Source organism: Photobacterium sp. S4TG1, from assembly GCF_036040035.1.
GTDB lineage: Bacteria > Pseudomonadota > Gammaproteobacteria > Enterobacterales > Vibrionaceae > Photobacterium.
Window position 1 is genome coordinate 35,145 of record NZ_JAYXUH010000008.1, and the last position, 23,764, is coordinate 58,908.

General features: G+C 42.6%; 23 protein-coding genes. 11 read left to right on the top strand and 12 right to left on the bottom strand.

The genetic code is table 11. The features are described 5' to 3' along the window. Window position 1: 1 nt before the first annotated feature. A complete protein-coding gene (locus VXS03_RS11150) occupies window positions 2-214 on the bottom strand; it encodes a DUF2909 family protein (RefSeq protein ID WP_327763794.1) in 213 nt (70 codons plus the stop codon). A gap of 69 nt (window positions 215-283) precedes the next feature. Between VXS03_RS11150 and VXS03_RS11155 the strand changes: the two genes are divergently transcribed. The 6 genes from VXS03_RS11155 to VXS03_RS11180 all read left to right on the top strand — a co-directional run bounded on the left by VXS03_RS11155 (window position 284) and on the right by VXS03_RS11180 (window position 5,441). Beyond that, entirely contained in the window at window positions 284-967 is a 684-nt protein-coding gene (locus tag VXS03_RS11155) for an SURF1 family protein (protein WP_327763795.1), read from the top strand. After that, a complete protein-coding gene (locus tag VXS03_RS11160; protein WP_327763796.1) occupies window positions 964-1,497 on the top strand; it encodes a cytochrome oxidase in 534 nt (177 codons plus the stop codon). The genes VXS03_RS11155 and VXS03_RS11160 overlap by 4 nt, the downstream gene beginning before the upstream one ends. 29 nt (window positions 1,498-1,526) lie before the next feature. Then, on the top strand, window positions 1,527-2,582 hold the full coding sequence (locus VXS03_RS11165; RefSeq protein ID WP_327763797.1) for a COX15/CtaA family protein: 1,056 nt from the start codon (window positions 1,527-1,529) through the stop codon (window positions 2,580-2,582). Next, the gene (gene cyoE, locus VXS03_RS11170) at window positions 2,575-3,501 is read left to right on the top strand and encodes a heme o synthase (protein ID WP_327763798.1); all 927 of its coding nucleotides are present in this window, start codon (window positions 2,575-2,577) and stop codon (window positions 3,499-3,501) included. The genes VXS03_RS11165 and cyoE overlap by 8 nt, the downstream gene beginning before the upstream one ends. Window positions 3,502-3,598: 97 nt before the next feature. Continuing rightward, entirely contained in the window at window positions 3,599-4,936 is a 1,338-nt protein-coding gene (dinF, locus tag VXS03_RS11175) for an MATE family efflux transporter DinF (protein ID WP_327763799.1), read from the top strand. 115 nt (window positions 4,937-5,051) lie between these two features. Further along, window positions 5,052-5,441 carry a 3D domain-containing protein gene (locus VXS03_RS11180; protein ID WP_327763800.1) on the top strand — a complete coding sequence of 130 codons (390 nt, stop codon included), beginning with the start codon at window positions 5,052-5,054 and terminating at the stop codon, window positions 5,439-5,441. A gap of 68 nt (window positions 5,442-5,509) precedes the next feature. Here VXS03_RS11180 and nfuA read toward each other — a convergent pair whose 3' ends face one another. Together nfuA and VXS03_RS11190 are read right to left on the bottom strand one after the other, a co-directional pair. Continuing rightward, on the bottom strand, window positions 5,510-6,094 hold the full coding sequence (nfuA, locus tag VXS03_RS11185) for a Fe-S biogenesis protein NfuA (RefSeq protein WP_199190754.1): 585 nt from the start codon (window positions 6,092-6,094) through the stop codon (window positions 5,510-5,512). 129 nt (window positions 6,095-6,223) lie between these two features. Further along, window positions 6,224-6,934, bottom strand: coding sequence for a ComF family protein (locus VXS03_RS11190; protein ID WP_327763801.1), 711 nt, complete (start codon window positions 6,932-6,934; stop codon window positions 6,224-6,226). A gap of 35 nt (window positions 6,935-6,969) precedes the next feature. On the opposite strand from VXS03_RS11190, the gene bioH reads away from it, so the two are divergent. Further along, entirely contained in the window at window positions 6,970-7,734 is a 765-nt protein-coding gene (bioH, locus tag VXS03_RS11195; RefSeq protein WP_327763802.1) for a pimeloyl-ACP methyl ester esterase BioH, read from the top strand. A gap of 134 nt (window positions 7,735-7,868) precedes the next feature. Continuing rightward, window positions 7,869-8,327, top strand: a complete 459-nt coding sequence (locus VXS03_RS11200; protein WP_327763803.1) for an ATP-dependent Lon protease — start codon at window positions 7,869-7,871, stop codon at window positions 8,325-8,327. 57 nt (window positions 8,328-8,384) lie between these two features. On the opposite strand, the gene VXS03_RS11205 is transcribed toward VXS03_RS11200, so the two are convergent. After that, window positions 8,385-10,706, bottom strand: coding sequence for a Tex family protein (locus tag VXS03_RS11205; protein WP_327763805.1), 2,322 nt, complete (start codon window positions 10,704-10,706; stop codon window positions 8,385-8,387). 158 nt (window positions 10,707-10,864) lie between these two features. After that, window positions 10,865-11,338 carry a transcription elongation factor GreB gene (greB, locus tag VXS03_RS11210; RefSeq protein ID WP_327763913.1) on the bottom strand — a complete coding sequence of 158 codons (474 nt, stop codon included), beginning with the start codon at window positions 11,336-11,338 and terminating at the stop codon, window positions 10,865-10,867. A 502-nt stretch (window positions 11,339-11,840) separates the two neighbouring features. Between greB and ompR the strand changes: the two genes are divergently transcribed. Next, window positions 11,841-12,560 (top strand): osmolarity response regulator transcription factor OmpR, encoded by a 720-nt coding sequence (ompR, locus tag VXS03_RS11215; RefSeq protein ID WP_060997756.1) that lies wholly within the window; start codon window positions 11,841-11,843, stop codon window positions 12,558-12,560. Between the two features lie 3 nt (window positions 12,561-12,563). Then, on the top strand, window positions 12,564-13,895 hold the full coding sequence (gene envZ, locus VXS03_RS11220) for a two-component system sensor histidine kinase EnvZ (protein ID WP_327763806.1): 1,332 nt from the start codon (window positions 12,564-12,566) through the stop codon (window positions 13,893-13,895). A gap of 86 nt (window positions 13,896-13,981) precedes the next feature. Here envZ and VXS03_RS11225 read toward each other — a convergent pair whose 3' ends face one another. From VXS03_RS11225 to VXS03_RS11255, 7 genes are all read right to left on the bottom strand, one after another. Further along, entirely contained in the window at window positions 13,982-15,391 is a 1,410-nt protein-coding gene (locus VXS03_RS11225; RefSeq protein ID WP_327763807.1) for a uracil-xanthine permease family protein, read from the bottom strand. Window positions 15,392-15,665: 274 nt separating this feature from the next. Then, window positions 15,666-17,747 (bottom strand): ATP-dependent DNA helicase RecG, encoded by a 2,082-nt coding sequence (gene recG, locus VXS03_RS11230; protein WP_327763808.1) that lies wholly within the window; start codon window positions 17,745-17,747, stop codon window positions 15,666-15,668. 2 nt (window positions 17,748-17,749) lie between these two features. Continuing rightward, a complete protein-coding gene (gene trmH, locus VXS03_RS11235; RefSeq protein WP_327763810.1) occupies window positions 17,750-18,478 on the bottom strand; it encodes a tRNA (guanosine(18)-2'-O)-methyltransferase TrmH in 729 nt (242 codons plus the stop codon). Between the two features lie 124 nt (window positions 18,479-18,602). Then, window positions 18,603-20,705, bottom strand: coding sequence for a bifunctional GTP diphosphokinase/guanosine-3',5'-bis pyrophosphate 3'-pyrophosphohydrolase (gene spoT, locus VXS03_RS11240; RefSeq protein ID WP_327763811.1), 2,103 nt, complete (start codon window positions 20,703-20,705; stop codon window positions 18,603-18,605). A gap of 17 nt (window positions 20,706-20,722) precedes the next feature. Further along, complete coding sequence (rpoZ, locus tag VXS03_RS11245; protein ID WP_036789323.1) at window positions 20,723-21,001, bottom strand: DNA-directed RNA polymerase subunit omega; 279 nt, start codon at window positions 20,999-21,001, stop codon at window positions 20,723-20,725. Window positions 21,002-21,052: 51 nt separating this feature from the next. Continuing rightward, window positions 21,053-21,679, bottom strand: coding sequence for a guanylate kinase (gmk, locus tag VXS03_RS11250; protein ID WP_036789325.1), 627 nt, complete (start codon window positions 21,677-21,679; stop codon window positions 21,053-21,055). Window positions 21,680-21,890: 211 nt separating this feature from the next. Further along, the gene (locus tag VXS03_RS11255) at window positions 21,891-22,754 is read right to left on the bottom strand and encodes a YicC/YloC family endoribonuclease (protein WP_297480977.1); all 864 of its coding nucleotides are present in this window, start codon (window positions 22,752-22,754) and stop codon (window positions 21,891-21,893) included. A gap of 257 nt (window positions 22,755-23,011) precedes the next feature. Here VXS03_RS11255 and rph point away from each other — a divergent pair, with 257 nt between their 5' ends. Then, a complete protein-coding gene (gene rph, locus VXS03_RS11260) occupies window positions 23,012-23,728 on the top strand; it encodes a ribonuclease PH (protein WP_327763813.1) in 717 nt (238 codons plus the stop codon). The last annotated feature ends 36 nt before the right edge of the window (window positions 23,729-23,764 follow it).

Genomic DNA, 23,764 nt, shown 5'->3' on the forward strand with positions numbered 1-23,764 from the left:
GTTATAGCGTGTATGGGCTTGGGTTGGGTTGAATAACACCCGTCATTAAGGCGATAACTACCAGTCCAAATAGGATCACCGCAATCAGTAATCGACGCCCAAGATAATACGATAACGGGTGTGGCGATTGACCTTTAATGATAGCTGGTAACGCTCGAAATAAGTGAATCACCATCAATAGTAATAATATGATAAATAACAATTTAATTAGCATCTAATGTGCTCCTTTGTGGTTGTTTTAAGCATAGCGGGTTTTAACGGTTAGCGATAACAAGGAGAGGTAATGTTGCGCACTGTTGCTTTTATTCTTTTTTCTATTGCTGTAGTGAGTTTGTTACTCAAACTTAGTTGGTGGCAACTAAGCCGTGCCGATGAAAAAAAACAGCTGCAATCACAAATTCGAGATCGCCAACACAGCATGATTGTCGATTTAGTTCAGTTACCTGCTGAGCCGTTATGGCATAGCGTAACGCTGGAAGGGGAATTTGATAATCAACATCCTATTCTATTGGATAATCAACTTTATCGAGGCCGCTCTGGGTATCACCTTTATTTACCGTTTATTAGTCAGCAACAGCGAATACTCGTTAATGTTGGCTGGATTGCCGCACCACCATACCGTGAAATATTACCGATATTACCTCAATTTGATGGGCGGATTGTGCTTCATGGCGTGATTGCTCCGGCTCAGAAATTGTTGCAATTTAAACCTAACGCTACCCAGCAGCAATGGCCGTTACGTGTGCAAAATATTGAATTAGAATGGCTTTCTCAGCAGTTGCAACAACCATTATTACCATGGATTATTCAAATATCAGCCACAAGTCCAACCGCTCTTATTCAAACATGGCAACCTGTCGTGATGGGGCCTAAGAAACATTATGGTTATGCGATACAGTGGTTTCTACTCGCGATTGCTGTCGGTGTTATTTCTTTATTATGGTTACGCAGGGAGCGCGAAGAATGAAAAAATATCAATTATTATTGGTGGTCGCATTGGTGTTTGCATTACCGATTATTATTGCAAAAGTGATATTACAGCAGCAATGGTATCAAGGTGGAGTGACTAATCGAGGCCAACTTCTGCACCCAACAATGACGGTGAGTGCATTTTCAAAACCACAAACATGGCAGTTGATTTATTGGTTGCCATCTACCTGTGATGAACGTTGCCAAGGTGCATTATTTAATTTACGTCAAGTGCCACAAGCTGCTGGTGCTGATAATGGTCGGCTACAAAGTGTGGTTCTTATTGCTGACCAACAACCGTCATTAAATGCATTATTACAAGGGTTAGAACAGTACCCAGTGGATACGGTATTACATCAGCAATTTACTCAACTAGAATATGGCTTAGCCACAATTTATATTGCCGATCCTCACGGTAATATGTTGATGGCATACCCTTTAGTTACTGGTGAAGAAGCGATTTTAAAGCAGGGTAAAGATGTGCTACGTGACTTGAAAAGGCTATTAAAAGTTTCAAAAATTGGCTAAATCATTGCGGTTATTATGGAGGATAACAAATGATTACCACCAACGATAATGATCGATACTTTTTTTATCTCGTCAGTTTTAGTTTTGTTTTATCACTAGCTGTGGTGGCATTAGGCGCTTTTACTCGCTTAACAGAAGCGGGGCTTGGTTGTCCTGATTGGCCAGGGTGCTACGGTTTTTTAACTGTGCCTCAGACCGTAGCGGAACAACAAATTGCTGCTGAATTCTTTCCTCAAACACCACTTGAACCCCAAAAAGCTTGGAATGAAATGCTACATCGCTATATAGCAGGTAGTTTAGGCCTGTTTATTTTAGCTATCAATCTGATGGCGTGGCGACAATCATCTCGACCTAAATTATTACCTGTGTTGTTGTTATTGATGGTTATCTTTCAAGCCGTATTAGGTATGTGGACTGTGACCTTAGTGCTTATGCCTGTGGTGGTAATGGCACATTTATTAGGGGGTTTTACCATTGTTTGCCTACTGTGGTTATTACGGTTACAGCTATCTTCATCTCTCGTTAATATGGTTCATATTGAATCAAAAACTGTCTCTTGGCTACGAATAGCTGCAATGATCAGTGTTGTTGCCGTTGTTATTCAGATAGCGCTAGGGGGCTGGACTGCTGCGAACTATGCTGCTTTAGTGTGTAGTCAACTACCTATCTGTGAGGCTAATTGGCAACAGTTATTTGATAGTAAAGCTTTTTTATTCGTGCAGCCGCAGCATGATAGTTATCAATATGGGGTGCTTGATTACGGACAGCGAGTCACGATTCATGTAGTGCATCGTCTTGGTGCGATAGTAACGACGGTAGTGGTGTTAGCTATGGCGTGGTTATGCTGGTTGCAACCTATATTACGACGCTATAGTCGAGTATTGGTGTTATTGCTGGCGTTACAAATTGCATTAGGTGTGACCAATGTCGTTGCCAGTTTACCTGTTGCAGTTGCTGTCGCGCATAACATTACTGGGTTGGGGTTATTGGTGGCAATGGTCACTGTTAGTTATCGAGTCAGACGTTGTTTTCAACCATTACCTAGCGTAGAGCAACGGCTAACGGAGGAACAATCTCATGGATAAATTACAATGGCTTGAGCGTAGTAATACATTTTCGACAGCAGTGGCTGTTGGGCAAGATTATCTCACCATGACTAAACCCAAAGTTGTGGCAATGTTATTGTTAACCGCGCTGGTCGGTATGTGTCTAGCTGTACCCACGGTGCCAATGGTTAAGGTGGTGATATTAGGGTTAGTCGGAATAGGTTTGCAATCAGCCGCCGCTGCTGTGTTTAATCATGTGCTAGATCGCCGCTTTGATGCTCAAATGGCACGAACTTATCATCGACCATTAGCAAAAGGGCGCATAGCAACCTCAAAAGCGGTGTTGTTTGCATGTGTATTAATGGTGTCAGGATTTATTATATTGTGGCAGCTTAATGCACTAACCGCATGGCTGACAATGGCAAGTTTAGTTGGTTATGCGGTGATTTATACCATGTGGTTAAAGCATGCAACCCCGCAAAACATTGTGATCGGTGGTTTAGCTGGGGCAGCGCCACCATTACTTGGTTGGACTGCCGTGACGGGAAGTTTGAATCCCCATGCGTTGTTATTAGTGATGTTAGTGTTTGCGTGGACGCCACCCCATTTTTGGGCATTAGCGATCCATCGACGTGATGATTATGCTAAAGCAGGCATTCCAATGTTGCCAGTGACCCACGGCATTGCATACACAAAAACGATGGTGTTGTTTTATACCTTGCTATTGTTTGCCATTGGATTATTACCGTGGTTAACCGCCATGAGTGGCTATGTTTATCTTATTGGTAGTAGTGTCTTGAATCTTGGCTTTATTGGGTATGCGATTAAACTCAAATTCTTTGATAGTACTGGTCACGCTTGGGCGACATTTAAGTATTCAATCTGGCATTTATTAACATTGTTTGTAGTGCTATTGGTCGATCATTGGTGGTTAAGTTGGAAAATAGAATTCTATTAATGTGAGCGTTTGATCTTTTGTTATTAGGATCAGACTGTTGTCACCGTCTTCAAATAGGTACACTAAGCTCTTATTTAACCTCAAGTAAGGGACGAGTGTGCTAGCTGCATTAAAAGATAAATCACTGCATTACCAAGTTTTTGCGTTAGCACTACCAATGGTACTGTCCAATATTACCGTCCCCTTACTAGGATTAGTCGATGCTGCGGTGATCGGCCATCTTGATCAAGCGTGGTATTTAGGTGGTGTGGCTGTTGGCGGCACCATGATTAATGTCACTTTTTGGCTGCTTGGCTTTTTACGGATGGCCACTACAGGCATTACTGCACAAGCGCAAGGCAGTGCAGATAAAGATGCACAAGCCGTAATTTTTGTTCAAGGCATGGCGTTGGCGTGGCTATTTGGTGTCGCATTAGTTGTATTACACCAACCAGTAAGCCAAGTTATTTTTCACTTTAGTAGTGCTGGCAGTGAAGTCAAACTGTATGCCGCGCAATATTTCTCTATTCGTATTTGGGGCGCGCCTGCTGCTCTCGCTAACTTTGTAATCATGGGTTGGTTGCTTGGTATGCAAAATGCCAAATTACCGATGTGGCTATTAATTGTAACGAACGTTGTCAATATAGCGCTAGATTTGCTGTTTGTACTGGGTTTTGGTTGGAAAGTACAAGGTGCCGCGGCTGCGTCAGTGATTGCCGATTACAGTGGCATGATATTGGGATTGTGGTTTGTGGCTCAACAATGGCTACAGTTAGGATTACCCCCGTTAAAACAAAAGTTAGCCAGTGTTCGCCATGGTATGGGACGATTACTTAAACTTAATCGTGACATCTTTTTACGTAGTTTATGTTTACAAGCCACTTTTACTTTTATGACTTTTCAAGGGGCACACCTAGGCGATAATGTTGTAGCTGCCAATGCTGTATTAATGAGTTTCCTAATGTTAGTTTCCTATGCAATGGATGGCTTTGCTTATGCGATGGAAGCTTTAGTAGGGAAAGCAGTAGGGGCTAGAAATAAAGGTCAGCTAGAGCGTTATTTGGTGGGAACCACATTTTGGAGTTTATTAATCTCATTAGTGCTAACCGCTATTTTTGTACTCTTTGGAACCCAAATTATTGGTGTAATTTCTGATATTCCAGCCGTACAACAACAAGCTGATCAATATTTACCTTGGCTCACAGCAGTACCTTTAGTCGCTATGTGGTGTTTTTTATTAGATGGCATCTTTATTGGAGCGACACGAGGCAAAGATATGCGCAATAGTATGTTCTTAGCAACGTGTGGTTTTTTTGCTATTTGGTGGGCAATGAGCAGTTATGGTAATCATGCCTTATGGGCTGCAATGATTGGTTTTATGGCATTGCGGGGCGGAATATTAGCGGTCAGATTTGTCTCTTTATGGCAAAGAAACATATTTTTACCGAATACTTAATAAACAAGATGTTATCTTTATAAATAATATCACTGGTGGTTTTTTGTACAAAAAAGGCTTTCAATCCTGATTGTGATTTGTTTAAATGCGTTCACTTCTTATCCAGGTGGTGCGAATGACAACTAAGATTATAGGTTATTTTTTACTGGTACTGAGTTTAACCTTCAGTGTTCATAGTTATGCCAGTAGCTTCAAGAAATTAAATGTTACAGCAACAGCATATAATTCAGTACGAGCACAAACGGATTCTAATCCAAGCATTGCCGCTTGGGGAGATCGTTTAAAACCAGGCATGAAAGCCATCGCTGTTTCTCGTGATTTACTCAAAATGGGATTAAAGCGTGGTTCTAAAGTTAAAATCTCAGGTTTACCCGGCGAGTATGTGGTGCTAGACAAAATGCATCATCGTTGGAATCGTAAGATAGATATCTATATGGGTAAAGATGTTAGAGCGGCTAAAAATTGGGGAAAAAGACGAGTAACTATTACTGTCCTTCGCTCATAATAAATACCAATAAAAAAGCCGCATCAAAATGCGGCTTTTTGCTATCTGTAATGAGTGGCTCAAAACGATTAATAATAAGAATGATCGCCACGAGCGTGATCGGTAATATCACGTGCCCCCGTTAACTCACCTTCAAATTGTGCTAATAACTCTTTCTCGATGCCTTCTTTTAATGTCACATCTACCATTGAACAACCATTACAACCGCCGCCAAATTGTAAAATGGCAACACCATCTTCAGTGATTTCAGACAATGATACATTACCACCATGGCCTGCAAGCTGAGGATTGATTTGCGTTTGTAATACGTAATCAACACGTTCAATTAATGATGCATCATCAGCTACTTTACGCACTTTTGCGTTAGGTGCTTTTAATGTTAGCTGTGAACCCATTTTGTCAGTAACAAAATCAATTTCAGCGTCATCAAGGAAGGGAAGGCTTAACTCATCAATAAAAGCAGAGAATAGCTCAAGTTTCATTTCTGTGTCACTTGCTTCAACCGCATCTTGTGGGCAGTAGGATACGCCACATTCAGCACTTTGAGTGCCTGGGTTTACAACAAAAACACGGATATTAGTACCCTCAGGCTGCTGAGCAAGAAGCTTGCTAAAGTGCTGCTGAGCGTTTTCAGTAATAGTGATCATGGACACGATGTAATACCTGACTTATTTAGTAAGTTTTATTCATTCTACTCTTTGTGAGTGATTGTCGCATCTCTAAAGCGACATTTTTTATTTGACCACGTTTTATTAATTAATGCGCGTCTTTTTTGCGCAATATTAATTAACTGATTGTTCAGTGTGGCATAACGTATAAATATCGATTTGTTTGACACCGCGATGAATAAGTAACTGAGTTAACTGATCTACTGTTGCGCCTGTGGTGACAACATCATCAACAATGGCGACATGATCAGGTAATGTCATTGGTCGTAATTGAAACGCATGGTGTAAGTTATGTCGCCGTTGAGCTTGTGTCAGTTGTTGCTGCGGTTGAGTATGTCGTAAACGCTGAAATACACGGTGATTAACGCGACTATTTAAAATTGCGCCAAGGGCCAATGCCAGTTGATGGCTCTGATTAAAACCGCGCTGGCTGTAACGTCGCCAATGTAAGGGTACGGGTAATAATAACGGGGCAGGCTGAGTAATTTGGTTGGCTAATTGTTGTGCCAGTGGTCGCGCTAGCCAAAATTTTCCGCAAAATTTTAGTTGATGCACCAGTTGTTGCAGTGGTGGCTTATATTCACCTAAGCGGTAAAGACGATGCCAATGTGGCGGTTGGGTGAGGCAATGACCACAATGGGCGACGTCAGTTAAGGTTGTTGAACCACAGTGATGGCAATAGGGCGGGGATGGGAAATGGGAGATGCAATGCTGGCACCAATAATGTTCGGTTTGGATTAAAGGGAGTTGGCATAAAGCACAGTGTCGAAATAACAAATGGTGATATAAATTATCTCGCCATGATGGCACTCTGTTTGGCATCATTATTACTCATTCTCAATTGATGCAAGGAAATATAAATGACATCACCGTTTAACTGGCACTGTGAAGGCCAAGGACCCGATCTGGTTCTCATTCATGGATGGGGAATGAATACGGGTGTATGGCAAGATGTGATCTCGCAACTAAGTCAGCACTATTGCGTTCATTGGTGTGATCTTCCTGGTTATGGTGATAATGCTGCGATTGTGGCGACATCATTAACTGATATCGTGAATGTGTTATTGGCACAAGCTCCGACTCAAGCTGTTTGGATAGGGTGGTCGTTAGGTGGCATTATTGCGAGTCAAGTAGCCTTGACTGCACCACAACGGGTTACACAATTGATTACCGTTGCAAGCTCGCCATGTTTTATGTCTCGAACGGATTGGACGGGTATTCAACCTCGCGTTCTAGCTAACTTTCAAACCCAGTTAGCGACTGATTTTGCGCTCACTATTGAACGTTTTTTAGTATTACAAGCCTTAGGTAGTCAAACAGCAAAAAAGGATATTCGCCAATTAAAAGCAGCAGTGTTATCTCGGCCGCAACCGCAATTAGCAGCCTTAACACTAGGGTTAGAATTATTAGAGAAGGTTGATTTACGTCAATCACTGACGGCATTATCACAACCATGGTTGCGTGTGTACGGTCGATTAGATGCACTTGTGCCGATTAAAACTGAACCGCAATTAAGTGTGTTATATCCTCAATCACAAAGTTATGTTTTTAATGACGCATCTCATGCACCATTTATTTCTCATTTGAATGAATTTATTACGGTAATAAAGACATTCATGGATTGATCGGTTTTAGTGCTTTGCGTCAGACAATGAAATTTATAACGATAGGTATAGGTAAATAATTAACGTGAGCGGTCGATATTATGACTAAGATGATATAACTGTATTTTGGGCATAGTAACAATGGATTATCTACTATGGTGATTGCGCCGTTACAATCAATAACACCAGTATTAGCGACGACTATTAATCCATTAACGGATCAAGTTGCGCGGGATAACCGTGTGCGTGAAAAGATTGTGCCGATTGTTGAAAGTGGGGCGGCAGCGTCTGAAAATGCTCTTAGTGCTGAAGAGAAACAACGTAGTAAACCGAGTTGGGATCCGAGTGAACATCCTGATTATGCGCAATCACAAGCGACGACTTTTAAAGGTTATCAGCAGCAGTTAGCACAGCTGGTACAGGTTCTTTCATTGGGAAATTATGTGACACCAGATCTGCCATTAGGTTATTCGATGCACATTGAACTTCCACGAGAATTATTACAACAATTAGCGCTCATCAGTGCCAGTGAACGCACCAAAGGTGTTGTGAGCCATCATTACGCGCAAGCGACATTGCCTAACCCTCCCACGCAATATCTTAGTGTTATCTAAAACAACAGCCAGCGCTAATGGCTGGCTGTTGAAGTGTTGTTATTACATCAGTGGTAATTATTTTTTCTTGGCATTAGCAAATGCCGCAGCAAAAGCGCCGCCCATCGGTGGTGAGTTCTTTTGTGGTGCAGGTGCGTTATTTTGACGGGGTTGCTGACGGGAAGCCGTTGCTGCGGCTGGTTGACGAGTAGGTTTCTCCTGTCCAGGCTCATCATTTAAACGCATACTCATCGCGATACGTTTACGTTGAATATCAACTTCCATCACTTTGACTTTGACTACATCACCGGCCTTAACGACTTCTCGCGGATCTGAAATGAATTTATCAGATAGCGCTGAGATATGAATCAAACCATCTTGATGCACACCAACATCCACGAAAGCACCAAAGTTAGTTACATTGGTGATCACGCCTTCTAATACCATTCCTGGAATTAAATCTTTTACTTCATTAACACCGTCAGCAAAGGTTGCCGTTTTAAACTCTGGACGCGGATCGCGACCAGGTTTATCTAACTCGCTAATAATGTCATTTACTGTCGGCAAACCGAAATTGGTATCGGTATAATCGATAGCATTAAGGTTACGTAAAAAGTCGCTATTACCAATAATAGCGTCAACAGGTTTATTATTGGCTGCTGATATTGCTTTAACGACCGCATAAGACTCAGGGTGAACCGCAGAGCCATCAAGAGGGTTTTTACCGTTCATGATCCGTAAGAAACCCGCACATTGTTCAAATGCCTTTGGTCCTAAACGTGCGACTTTTTTAAGGGCTGTACGTGCATCAAAGCGGCCATTTTCATCTCGATAGTTGACAATGTTCTGGGCAATAGTGGCATTTAAACCAGCTACACGTGTTAGTAATGCTGCGGAGGCCGTGTTTACATCAACACCAACGGCGTTTACACAGTCTTCGACCACGACATCCAAACGTTTAGCAAGCATGCTTTGGCTGACATCATGCTGGTATTGGCCAACACCGATGGATTTCGGATCGATTTTAACTAGCTCTGCCAATGGGTCTTGTAGACGACGACCAATGGAGACCGCACCACGAATCGACACATCCATATTAGGAAATTCTTTGGCGGCTAATTCTGATGCTGAGTAAACTGATGCACCGGCTTCACTGACCATTACACTTTGTACTTTAAGCTGATTATCTTTAATTAGCTTTGCCACAAATGCATCTGTTTCACGTGAAGCAGTACCATTACCAATCGCAATTAAATTAACGTTATGCTTATTAATCAGCGCGACAACGACTTTGGTTGATTCAGTAATTTTATTATGTGGTTGGTGAGGGTAGATGGTGGCGGTATCTAAAACTTTACCAGTTTCATCAACCACGGCAATCTTACTGCCTGTTCGTAAACCAGGGTCAAGTGCTAGTGTGACTCGTGGACCCGCAGGTGCCGCCATTAATAAGTCATGCAGGTTATCAGCAAAAACTTGGATTGCGCCATCTTCAGCTTTTTCACGCAAAATGCTCATAAGCTCAGTTTCCATGTGCATTAAAATCTTAATGCGCCATGCCCAACTGATCACTTGTTTGCGCCACGTATCTGCTGCTTGAGTACCAAGGGTAACGTTATAATGTTCCGCAATGATGATTTCACAATATGAACTACGAACGGCTTGGTCTTTATTGGGATCAGCATTAAGTGATAATTGTAGAAAGCCTTCATTACGGCCACGGAATAGTGCTAACGCACGGTGGGACGGAATGTTTTTAATCAGCTCGTTATAGTCAAAGTAATCTTTAAATTTAGCTCCATCATGCTCTTTACCTTCGACGATACGTGAGGTGAGCTCTGCATGACTATTTAATTGATGACGAATTTTTTCAAGTAATGCAGCATCTTCAGCAAACTGTTCCATCAAAATGGCACGTGCACCATCTAGCACCGCTTTACTATCAGCAAAGCCTTGTTCGGGATTTAAATATTGTTCTGCTGTTGTTTCTGGTGAATGTTGAGGTTGATTCCATAACAGTTCAGCAAGGGGAGCGATGCCTGCTTCAATCGCAATCTGACCTTTGGTGCGGCGTTTTTGTTTGTAAGGCAGGTAGAGATCTTCAAGACGAGTTTTACTGTCAGCACTGTTAATTTCAGCCGCCAGCGCTGGCGTAAGTTTACCTTGCTCAGTAATGGATTTTAGAATGACTTGACGACGGCTATCGAGCTCACGTAAGTAGCCTAAACGTGATTCTAAATTACGTAGTTGAGTGTCATCCAATTCGCCAGTGACTTCTTTACGGTAACGGGCAATAAAAGGTACTGTATTACCATCATCAAGTAAGGTGACTGCCGCATTGACTTGTTCTGTGCGTACATTCAGTTCGGTGGCGATCTGGTGGTTGATAGCGTTGCTCATCCGTTGATTTCTCTTGTTGATCGTTAAGCTTCCATTCTACGGCTGAATCTTGATCTGGCAAGTCAACCGCGGTGAAGAGTGTGTCAGACTGCATAAAGCGAGTCATTTTTGTTGTCTGTTACTCGTGATAGTGAGTTGTCGGTTGGTTTTGTTGTTATTTAATCATGGTAACGAATACGATTAATAAACCATGTTTTTTTTCCAAGTGGGGTTGGTACTACCGCATCATCATCAACCTGCTTACTTAATAAAGCGCGTGCCATCGGAGAGTCGATCGAGATGTAATCATTACGGCCATAGATTTCATCTGGGCCCACGATGCGAAAGGTTTTTTGTTCACCCGCCTCATTCTCAATCTCAACCCATGCACCAAAGAAGACTTTACCGTCTTGTTGAGGGGAGTAATCGATGACTTTAACCGCCTCTAAACGTTTTCGTAAAAAGCGTACTCGACGATCAATTTCACGTAATCGTTTCTTATTATATTGATAATCTGCATTTTCGCTGCGATCACCTAAACTTGCCGCCCAAGTCACTTTTTTGGTGACTTCAGGGCGATCTTCACGCCATAAATAATTCAATTCTTGTTCTAATCTGTCAAACCCTTCTCGGGTAATTAAATTGGTTCTCATCATTATTCTCAAACAGTAGTTTGGCATTGTTCTATCATCGCTAGAGTAAAATAGAAAGCAATAGCGCGATAAAATAGGGCCGTTAAATAGTGGTTAATTCGCTGAAGGAATCAATTATTAATGGGGGGAAATTGGTGAAATGTGATCTTGTTTGCGTCGTAAATTAATCTCTCAAGTAAAGTAGTGTTCAGAGTTGAATCACCATGCTATAAAGGCATATCAAAAGGGATGTTATTAGATATGATGACAATACTAATAACACAATCATGATAATAATTAGCATGTTATAATTGTTGTTATGCAGTAATTGGTGTGTGTCGGTGATAATTACTCCCCCTATAATCAATATAGGCCGTGATATTGTTAACCTCGATTAAATTTGGTTGGATATATTGATACAACCTTTATTGAGGCACAGACACTCACCGTCAAATTAAACGTTAGTTATTACGACTGCGTACATTTAGTAACAATACGTTATCGTGATCGATGAAGGTGAAAAATGCAGGAAAATTATAAGATTTTAGTGGTCGATGACGACATGCGTTTACGTGCGTTACTTGAACGTTATCTTTCTGAGCAAGGATTTCAAGTACGCAGTGTCGCTAATGGCGAACAAATGGATCGTTTACTTGCACGTGAGACTTTTCACCTAATGGTATTGGATTTAATGTTACCAGGTGAAGATGGCTTATCTATTTGTCGTCGCTTACGTAATGCTAACAACATGCTACCTATTCTAATGCTAACGGCGAAAGGCGATGAAGTTGATCGTATTGTCGGGCTTGAAGTCGGTGCTGATGATTATTTACCAAAGCCGTTTAATCCACGTGAATTATTGGCGCGTATTCGTGCCGTGTTACGTCGTCAAACTATTGAAGCACCGGGCGCGCCAAGTGTTTCAAGTAAAGTGATTGAGTTTGGTGAATTCCGTCTTAATCTTGGCACCCGTGAAATGTTCCGTGGCGATGCACCTATGCCACTGACATCGGGTGAATTTGCAGTATTAAAAGCCCTTGTAACTAATGCGCGTGAGCCAATGTCACGTGATAAATTAATGAACATGGCGCGTGGTCGTGAATATTCAGCGATGGAACGTTCGATTGATGTGCAGATTTCACGTCTACGTCGAATGGTTGAAGAAGATCCTAGTCGTCCGCGTTATATTCAAACCGTATGGGGTTTAGGATACGTGTTTGTTCCTGATGGTCGTGAGGCGTAAGCCATGCGGTTATCGCCCAAAAGTACTTTTGCGCGAACACTGATATTATTAGCTGGCTTGTTAATCGCAAGCCAGATTTTTTCATATCTGACCATTGTTAATTACGCGCTACTTCCTAGTATTCAGCAGTTTAATCGTATTTTAGCGTACGAAGTAAAATTGATGCTGAAAGAAAATATTAAGATGGCTAATGGCCAAACTATCTATCTTGATCGTCCTATTCGACGTGAGTTACTTGAAGAATTAGGTGTAACTTTACATGCGCCCAATTCTCCTAGTGCTGCAGAATTTAATGACGCCACTCATATCACTTATTTGAGTGAGGAAATGTCGCGTGAATTACATTCGCCGACTGATGTGCGGTTATTGCTTGGTGCCCATAGCTATGTGTTGTGGATGAAAACCGATGCGATGCCAAACTTCTTAATGCGGATTCCATTGTCTGAATTGCAAGAAGATGATTTTTCTCCCTTATTTCGTTACAGTTTAATTATTGCTTTTTTAGTGATAGCTGGCGGATGGTTATTTATTCGGATTCAAAATCGGCCTTTAGTTGAGTTGGAACAAGCTGCGTTGCAGGTTGGGCGGGGCGAAACTCCACCACAATTACCTGAACAAGGTGCCTCTGAAATTCGCTCAGTCACTAAAGCTTTTAATCAAATGTCACAAGGGATTAAACAGCTTGAAGATGATCGTGCTTTATTAATGGCTGGCGTTAGTCATGATTTACGAACACCATTAACACGGATTCGGCTAGCGACAGAGATGATGTCAGCGGAAGATAGTTATTTAGCGGATTCAATGATCACTGACACTGAAGAGTGTAATGCAATTATTAGTCAGTTTATGGATTATCTTAAATCGACTAAAAAACAAGCAGAAGAAGATGTTGATCTTAATTTGTTGTTAGAAGATGTTGCTCATACTGAAGGCAGTTATGGCAATGTTATCGAGCAGAAATTAACGCTTATCCCCGGTACTGTTTCGGTCAATGCTGTTGCCCTTAAACGTGCAGTTGCAAACTTGGTGATAAATGCTCAACGTTACGGTAATGGTTGGGTAAAACTCTCCAGTGGAGCCTCTGCTGATCGTAAATCGGCATGGTTTTGTGTTGAGGACAATGGCCCTGGTATTGCCCCAGATCAAGTCACTAAGATGTTTCAACCATTAACTCGAGGTGATTCAGCTCGTGGCAGCGAAACTGAAGGTACGGGTTTAGGGCTGGCGATTGTGAAGCGAATTATTGATCAAAATGAAGGTTCAATTTCGGTGCGTAATCGCAGCGATGGTGGCTTAAGAGTTGAGATCAGTTTACCGTTACATAAATTGAAGTAATTTTCTGTAACCTAGCTAACGTGGTTATTAGTAAAATAAAAGCCCGCTTTCAGTAATGAAAGCGGGCTTTTTTAATGGGGTAATAATTAGTGTTCAGTTGCGGTTGCTTCATCAATCAGTTCAACCGATTCAGCATTTTCGTTTGGTAAAATAATATTTAATAGAATTGCGGTAATGCCGCCAGCAGCCATACCTGAAGAAAGAATACTTTTTACAATCTCTGGTAAGAATTGCAGTATTTCAGGTTTTTGGGCGATGCCAAGTCCCATTGAAAAAGATAATGCCATGATTAAAATCGCGCGGCGATCAAGGTGACAGCGTGAAATTATACGAATCCCTGATGCCGCAATAGTGCCAAACATGACAATGGTTGCGCCGCCCAATACTGGCTCTGGAATCAATTGAACCAAGCTTGCTACATCAGGAAATAGCCCTAGTAGAACCAACATTCCTGCCACAAAGTAGCCGATATAACGGCTTGCCACGCCTGTTAATTGAATAATGCCATTGTTTTGGCTAAAGGTTGAATTAGGAAAACTATTAAACACAGCGGCCATGGCTGAGTTAAGGCCATCAGCAAGAACACCGCCTTTAATACGTTTTAAGTACAACGGCCCTTTTACCGGTTGTTCTGATGTTTCTGAGGTTGCTGTAATATCACCTATGGCTTCTAGTGATGTAACCGCAAACACTATCATTAGTGGAATTAATAATCCCCAATCAAAACTGAGTCCGTATTGCATTGGCATTGGAATGGCGATCAAGGTATTTGATGTGGTGATATTGGTATTTATCATGCCTAAAAACCACGCTAATAGCGTGCCTGCGGCCATTGAGATCACAATAGAAGACACCCGTAAATAAGGGTTTTTAACGCGGTTTAGCAATACAATAAAACCTAATACTGTGCCTGATAGCATTAAATTATCAAGGCTACCAAAACTGCCGTCAGCAATGGCACTATAGCCGCCACCGATGGAAGTTAGGCCAATTTGAATTAAGGTTAAGCCAATTAATGTCACTACAATCCCTGAGACCAGTGGAGTAATGATACGTTGGGCATGTTGTAAAATGCGAGAAATGAATACTTCAGTAAAAGCGGCAAAAATAATGGTGCCAAAAATAGCTGCCATCATGGTTTGAATATCAGCGCCGCCAGCTTTAAGGGCTAGGCCTGCACCAATAATCGGCCCCAAGAAATTAAAGCTGGTGCCTTGAATTGATAATAAACCAGAGCCAATTGGGCCAAAGGTTTTAATTTGGATGAAAGATGCAATACCTGATGCCAATAATGACATACTCACAATAGTATTGGTGTCACTTGTTGGTAAGCCCAGTGATTGGCAAATGATCAGTGATGGCGTAATAACCGCGACAAACATTGCCAGTAAATGTTGTGTGGCAGCAAAGAGCGTTTGTGGCAATGGTGGCCTATCATCTAAGCGGTAAATAAGGTCAGAATTTTTTGGCGTTGCGCTAGTGTGATGCTGAGTCATACGTGATCCTAACTGGCACTCTGAAATCCATTATTCGCGCTGAATGGGCGATTATTGTGTTGTTGGCGGTGATCTGTGATTGCTGTTACTCAGAACCAAATCAACACTGGCAGAGCGTAAAGTGGCAAAATTTTGTCGCTATTGTAGTGATCTTTTGAAAAATAGCAATCGTTTGCTTTATTTTTAATAATGGAGGCTGCTAGGTCTAAATCTGTAAGAGGAAATGAATCACGGTTAATTACTTTTGGCTGTTATAACCGTGATAAAAGAAGAGTTAAGCGTTAGAATAATTTTCGCGTTGACCTATCCAACGATCGATAATGGCGCTGGCGTTATCAGGATATTGGTCATGAATATAGCGGGCTAATTTTTGGACTTGAGGAATCAAATATTGGTCGCGAATTAAATCAGCCACTTTAAAATCAGCAATGCCGGTTTGTTTAGTACCCAGCAATTCACCAGGACCACGAATTTCAAGATCGCGCTGCGCTATGACAAAGCCATCACTGCTTTCACGTAACACCGCTAATCGTTTTTGAGCTGTTTTAGTTAGCGGTGCATGATAAAGCAACACACAGTGGCTAGCGATTTGACCTCGACCAACGCGACCTCGAAGCTGGTGTAACTGAGCGAGTCCAAGTCGCTCTGGATTTTCAATCACCATTAAACTGGCATTGGGTACATCAACCCCAACTTCGATAACCGTGGTGGCAACCAGCAAATCAATATCACCAGCTTTAAAACTTGCCATAATGGCTTGTTTCTCTTTGGGTTTCATTCGACCATGAACTAAGCCTACCTTGAGCTCTGGCAGTAGCCGAGTTAATTCATCGGCAGTATCAGAAGCTGCCTGCGCCTCTAATACTTCCGACTCGTCGATTAAAGTACAGACCCAATAAGTCTGTCGACCTTCTTGTTGGCATGCAGCGCGAATACGTTCAATAATTTGCGGGCGACGATTGTCAGGCAACGCTACTGTTTGAATTGGCGTTCGTCCTGGTGGTAACTCATCAATTACTGAAGTATCCATATCTGCATAAGCCGTCATGGCAAGAGTGCGCGGGATCGGGGTTGCAGTCATGACTAATTGATGCGGGTAACGTCCATTTGTTGCGCCTTTTTCTCGAAGGTCAAGTCGTTGATGGACACCAAAGCGGTGTTGTTCATCAATAATAATTAGCGCGAGGTTATTAAATACTACTTGGTCTTGAAATAAGGCATGGGTGCCAACCACCATTTTGGCCTCACCACTGGCAATTTGCAGCAGCTCTTTTTCACGGGCTTTGCCTTTGAGCTTACCTGCCATCCAGCCAACTTTAACCCCCATCGGGTTAAGCCACTGGGCAAAGTTAAGTGCATGCTGTTCTGCTAATAATTCTGTTGGCGCCATTAATGCAACTTGATAGCCATGTTCAATGGCGCGTAAAGCGGCAAGGGCTGCAACCAAGGTTTTACCTGAGCCTACATCCCCTTGCACTAAGCGCATCATTGGCTGTGATTGGTTTAGATCAGCCTCAATATCTGCTACCACTCGTTGTTGAGCGCCAGTGGGCGTAAACGGTAAGCTGGCTAGCAATTGCTGTTTAAGGCTATCTTGCGGTGTTAATGACCAACTTTGATGTTGCTGACTTTTACTACGTAGCGCCAGCATCGATAAATTCTGGGCCAATAATTCTTCTAAAATCAGTCGTTTTTGAGCAGGATGCTTTCCTGCATCAAGTTGTTCTAATGAGATATCAGCTGTAGGACGATGCATCAATTGTAATGCTTGAGCAAGGGTCATTTGTTGATCGTATAACCCGGTTGGAAGTAATTCTGTTACGGCTGATTTTTCAAGTAGAGCTAAGGCTTGATCGGTTAAATTACGTAATGTTGTTTGGCGTAAACCATCAGTGGTTGGGTATACTGGAGTGAGGGTTTCTTCGACACTTAATTCGGTCGGCTCTGAAAAAAGGCGGTAATCAGGATGAATGATTTCTAGTCCAAACTGGCTGCCTTTGATTTCACCATAGGCTTTAACTTGCTTGCCTTGGCTAAAGCTATTTTTCATCGCAGCATTAAAATTAAAAAACTTTAACGTCACCGAGCCTGTAGTATCGCCAATTTTTACCGTCAGCATCTTACGTTTGCCAAATTGAATACTACAATGGCTAACTTCGCCTTGAACCGTTAAAAATTGGCCGGGAGAGACGCGATTAATCGGCCAAATGCGGGTGCGATCCTCATAACGAAGCGGCAAATGAAACAGCACATCTTGAACATTATTGAGTCCAATTTTATGGAGTTTTTCTGCCATTTTTGCGCCGACACCAGACAGTTCGGTGAGGGCGACAGTATTGAGGAGTTGTCCGCTCATGGTTAGTCCTTTTTAATTACGCTAGCTGTGACGGGGTGTTTGATTTTTTTAGCTTGCATTGCAGCCCACCATTGTTCGTCGGCAACAATTTGGCCTTGATTATCTAATTGCGGGTACGGTAAATTTTTCTGTTTAGCAACATTGGCTAATACAGGGTGGCCACGCTCAAATAAAATGCGATTGACTACATTGTCATCAAGTAAGGTGGTGGTGCGATCATACATACCCGCATTTTGACGTTGGCGTTGTGCTTCATACAAAATTAATGCACTTGCAACGGAAACATTGAGTGACTGTACCATGCCTACCATTGGAATAATGATGTCTTGGTCTGCCAGTGCTAATGCTTCAGCGGTGATGCCATTTTTTTCGCCGCCGAGAATAATCGCGGTCGGTTTTGTGTAATCAATCTCACGAAAATCGACGGCAGTGGTCGATAAATTGGTAGCAAGCACCTGCATTCCCTGAGCTTTTAAGGCGCTAATGGCATTGACCATTGTTGTGTGAGTTTCAAGTTCAACCCAATTACGAGCTCCCGCTGAGGTATGACTCAATACTTTCATCGCTTCTTTGGGCCATACGGCATGCACTTTATGAACCCCAACTGCATCGGCGGTACGAATAATGGCAGAGACATTGTTGGGTTTATGGACTTCTTCCATACACACGGTGAGATCAGGTTGGCGAGTGGCTAAGACTTGATGAATTCGTTGAAAGCGATCTGGCGTCATCTGGTTATACTATTTATGAGAATAAGGATGACGTTATAATAATATGGATCGGAATCCAAATACACAAAACGCCCACAAGTGGGCGCTTTATTCATATCATTAACAAGCTATCACGCTGATAGTGTTAATTCTTTTGGCGAGCAACACGAACGACGTCGGGCATAATACGAATACGACGCATGATATTAGCTAAGTGCACACGGCTCTTAGTCGTCAGGCGAACAGTAATCGTATATAAACGGCCATCTTTTTCTTCGGTCGATAAACCTTGAATATTAGAGCCAGTTGCAGCGATAGTATTGGTTAAGTCAGCCAATGCGCCTTGGTGGTTTTGCATGTCTACTTTGAGGTTAGTAACAAACTCTTGCTCAAAATCTTCACTCCATTCAACCGCCATGTACTTATCGGGTTCTTTACGATAACCCCGAATATTGGCACATTCTTCACGGTGAATAACGAGGCCTTTGCCTGGGCTGACATGCGCCACAATAGGATCACCATGAATCGGATGGCAACAGTTAGCAAAGGTTAGCAAAATACCATCGGCACCTTGAATCGGTAAACGACGATCGTTATTTTTCGCTGTCAATTCGTCGGCATTACCCAATAATCGGCGCGCAATAACCACACTCATCAGTTCACCTAAGCCAATTTCTGTCAGTAAATCATCAACAGTTTCTAGTTTAAGATCGCTTAATACTTTGGCGATATTCTCTTCCGCAATTGTCTGCATGTTCACACCACCTAAGGCATGATTCAGTAGACGACGACCGAGGGTTATTGACTCATCACGACGCATGGTTTTTAAAATTTGACGAATTTTAGTGCGCGCACGTGATGTCACTACATAGTTAAGCCATGCAGCATTAGGTCGAGCACCAGGGGCGCTGATAATGTCGATGGTTTGACCATTTTTCAGCGGCTTACTTAATGGATAAGGTTGGCGATCGACGCGAGATCCAACGCAGGTATTACCAATGTCAGTATGCACGGCGTAAGCAAAATCAACCGCCGTGGCACCAACTGGCAATTCAACAATGCGGCCTTTGGGGGTGAAAACGTAAATTTCATCTGGGAAAAGATCAGATTTGACGTTTTCGATAAACTCAAATGAGCTACCGGCGCTTTGCTGTAATTCAAGCAGGCTTTGCATCCAACGTTGGGCTTTAATTTGAGCAGTAGTGCCTGGGGCTTCACCGTCTTTATATGTCCAATGGGCTGCAACCCCTTTATCCGCCATTTGATCCATGTCTTCAGTACGAATCTGAACTTCAACCGGTACCCCATGCGGGCCAACCAGTGAGGTATGCAGCGACTGATAGCCATTGGCTTTTGGAATGGCGATATAATCTTTCATTCGACTTGGGCGTGGCTTGTACAGATTATGTACCTGACCTAATACTCGGTAGCAAGTATCAAGATCATCGACTAAAACGCGGAAGGCGTAGATATCCATGATCGAATGGAAGCGTTGTTCTTTATTCTTCATCTTGTTGTAGATGGAGTATAAATTCTTTTCACGACCAGAAACGATCGCGGTTATTCCCGCATCACTGAGGCGACCCTCAATTTCAGCGTGAATTTTAGTAATGATTTCTTTGCGATTGCCACGGGCTGCTGCGACGACTTGTTTTAGGACGCGGTAGCGGTTGGGATATAACGCTTCAAAGCCAAGCTCTTCAAGTTCAGATTTGATGTTATGGATACCAAGGCGGTGGGCAAGCGGAGAGAAGATTTCAAGGGTTTCACGAGCAATACGACGTCGTTTATCAGGGCGTAAAGCACCTAACGTGCGCATGTTGTGAGTACGATCGGCAAGTTTGATTAGAATAACGCGAATATCATGCGCCATTGCCATGATCATTTTGCGGAAGTTTTCAGCTTGCGCTTCTTTACGATCGCGAAATTTGAGCTTATCGAGTTTAGAGACGCCATCAACCAATTCGGCAACAGTATCGCCAAAGCGGCAGGCTAGATCCTCTTTAGTGACCTCGGTATCTTCAATCACGTCGTGCAGCAATGCTGCCATCAATGCTTCAATATCGAGACGCATTTCCGCCAGAATACGGGCGACCGCAACTGGATGGATAATATAAGGCTCGCCGGTTGAACGAGTTTGGCCTTCATGGGCGTCGCGAGCAACAAGATAAGCCTGTCGAAGCACCTCAATTTGAGGCTTCGACAGGTACTTGGTTGCGACTTCTTTCAGGCTATCAAAAAGATACAATTCGCCTGGTTCCCTGATTAACGGTGATGGTCGCCAGCAATAGCACTAACAGCTGCTAATTCAGCTGCTTCTTGCTCTTGCAGTTCCTGACGCTCGCGAGCATCAAGGATATCTTTAGTAATTAGGCCTTCTTCGATTTCACGAAGTGCAATTACTGTGTATTTGTCGTTTTCTTCAGGAACCAATGGATCCTTACCGCCGGTTTGCATTTGACGTGCGCGGCGAGCAGCAATTTGGATCAGATCGAAACGGTTGCCAATTTTATCAACAGCGTCTTGAACGGTTACGCGTGCCATGGAGGACTCCAGTGGTTATTAAATTAGGAATAGAAAATTGTACAAAATAACTTACTGATCTGCTAGTAGCGCAGTCAACATGCTTCTATATTTAGCAGTTTGCTTGTCTTGCTTCAATCGTTCTGCACGAATAATTGCTTTAAAGTCAATTAACGCAACATCGAAATCATCATTAACGATCACATAATCGTATTCGTTATAGTGTGAAATTTCTGAACGAGCTTCTTCCATACGACGGGCAATAACGGCTTCGCTGTCTTGACCACGGGTATTAAGTCGACGCTCCAATTCCTCTTTTGACGGAGGTAGGATAAATAAGCTTTTGGCGGCTGGCATTAGTTTACGGATTTGACGCGCACCTTGCCAATCGATATCTAAAAAGACATCAATGCCTTTATTCAATTGCTGTTCAATCCATGGACGAGAAGTACCATAGTAATTGCTAAACACTTCGGCATGCTCAAGGAATGCACCTTGTTCTACCAAGTCGGTAAATTCTTCTACGCTAACGAAATTGTAATGAACGCCGTTTTCCTCGCCCGGGCGCATGCCACGAGTCGTATGGGACACGGATACTTTCATGTCATAGGTCGGGTTAGTTTCAAGAAGGGCATTAATCAAACTTGATTTACCAGCACCACTTGGGGCCGACACGATGTATAGAGTACCTTTGCTCATTGCCTATTTTCACTCAGTGATAGAAGGGCGCGAAGATTATCACGATCTGCGCATAATTGAAATTAGCTGATTGCTTGAAAATTCATCTTTTTTATTGAGTCAATACAACTTAAGCCTAGCTGGCTTTAATGATATTTCATAATCAGATGATATTTTCAAACAACTTTCCAAGCTAAATACTATCAACTTGGAAAGTTTGGGTAAGGGTTACTTACTCAATGTTTTGAATCTGTTCACGCATTTGCTCGATTAATACTTTTAGTTCAACGGCAGATGCTGTGACGTCAGTATTAATTGATTTTGATGCCAATGTGTTTGATTCACGGTTAAATTCTTGCATCATAAAATCAAGACGACGGCCACATGCGCCACCTTTAGCAAGAATTTTTTGGGTTTCTTTTACGTGAGAGTCAAGGCGATCAAGCTCTTCGGCGACATCACTTTTCTGTGCCAGCATGATCAGTTCTTGTTCAATACGGTTACTATCAAGATCAACTTTTGCTTCATCAAGACGCGACATAATACGCTCGCGTTGCCATACCATTATTTGTGGCATTAACGTACGAACTTTAATGGCTTCTGTTGAAATAGCGGCTAAACGATGGTCGATTAATTGTTTCATGTTATCGCCTTCGCTTGCACGTGCGGCAATAAAATCATCCATTGCTAGCTCAAAGCCAGTTAATAGATCTTTATTAATCATATCTAAATCTTGTTCTGGTGCTTCCATCACTCCCGGCCAGTTAAGCACTTGGAATGGACCAATATTACCTTCACCCGCAGTTTCTGTTACCCAACGAGCCGCATTAATGACTTGTTTTGCTAATGCTTCATTGATTGTTAATTCAGTATTAGCGGCAGTGTTGGCTTCGTAGCGAAGATTACATTCGACTTTACCACGTGCTAAACGTTTACGAAAGCGCTCACGCAATACCGGCTCAAGGCTACGAAATTGCTCTGGCATACGAATATAAGTTTCAAGATAACGTTGGTTTACTGAGCGGATTTCCCACACAGCTGTGCCCCAGTCGCCTTTTATTTCGCGACGGGCGTAGGCAGTCATACTATGGATCATTGGCTTGTGGCCCTTAGGTTATGATGGTTGCGGCGGCTAAACTTAGCGCATTTAACGGTAAGTCAGGTCTTCTAATAACAATAGCGATGCGTCGTAACCGAGTTTTATCATTATATGCGAAATCGCCTCTTGCGGGCTACTGTTGTAAATGCAAAACAAGGTTGAATCTATCGTTTTAACGGTGGTTTTCTCGTGCACTGGGATTGAGATGTCGCTATAATCGCCGGTTAATATCATCCAGCCAAAGGGAAATCCCTATGCGTCCAAGCGGAAGAAGTGCCACTCAGGTACGTCCAATCACTATTACTCGTAACTATACAGCCCATGCTGAGGGTTCAGTATTAGTTGAATTTGGCAACACCAAAGTAATTTGTACTGCCAGTGTTGAAGAAAATGTGCCGCGTTGGCTTAAAGGTAAAGGCCAAGGTTGGGTGACTGCAGAATATGGTATGTTGCCACGTGCAACACATACCCGTAACCGTCGTGAAGCCGCGAGTGGTAAGCAAGGTGGCCGCACCATGGAGATTCAACGTCTGATTGCGCGTAGTTTACGTGCGGCGGTTGATTTAAAAATCCTTGGTGAACAAATGATCACTGTTGACTGTGATGTTATTCAAGCTGATGGCGGTACACGTACTGCTTCTATTACCGGTGCGATGGTTGCTTTAGTGGATGCAATTAATTATATGCTTGAAAAAGGCATGATTAAGAAAAGCCCACTTAAAGGCATGGTCGCTGCTGTTTCGGTTGGAATCTATAAAGGTGAGCCAATTTGCGATCTTGAGTACCTTGAAGATTCCGCGGCTGAAACTGATATGAATGTGGTCATGACCGAAGACGGTAAGATGATTGAAATTCAGGGTACGGCGGAAGGCGAGGCATTTAGTCATGAAGAATTGTTGGCAATGTTAGCGCTGGCTAAAGACGGCATATTCGATATTATTTCGATGCAGAAACAAGTATTAGAAAATTAATTATTGAGCGGTTCCTATTAAGGAGCCGCTTTTTTT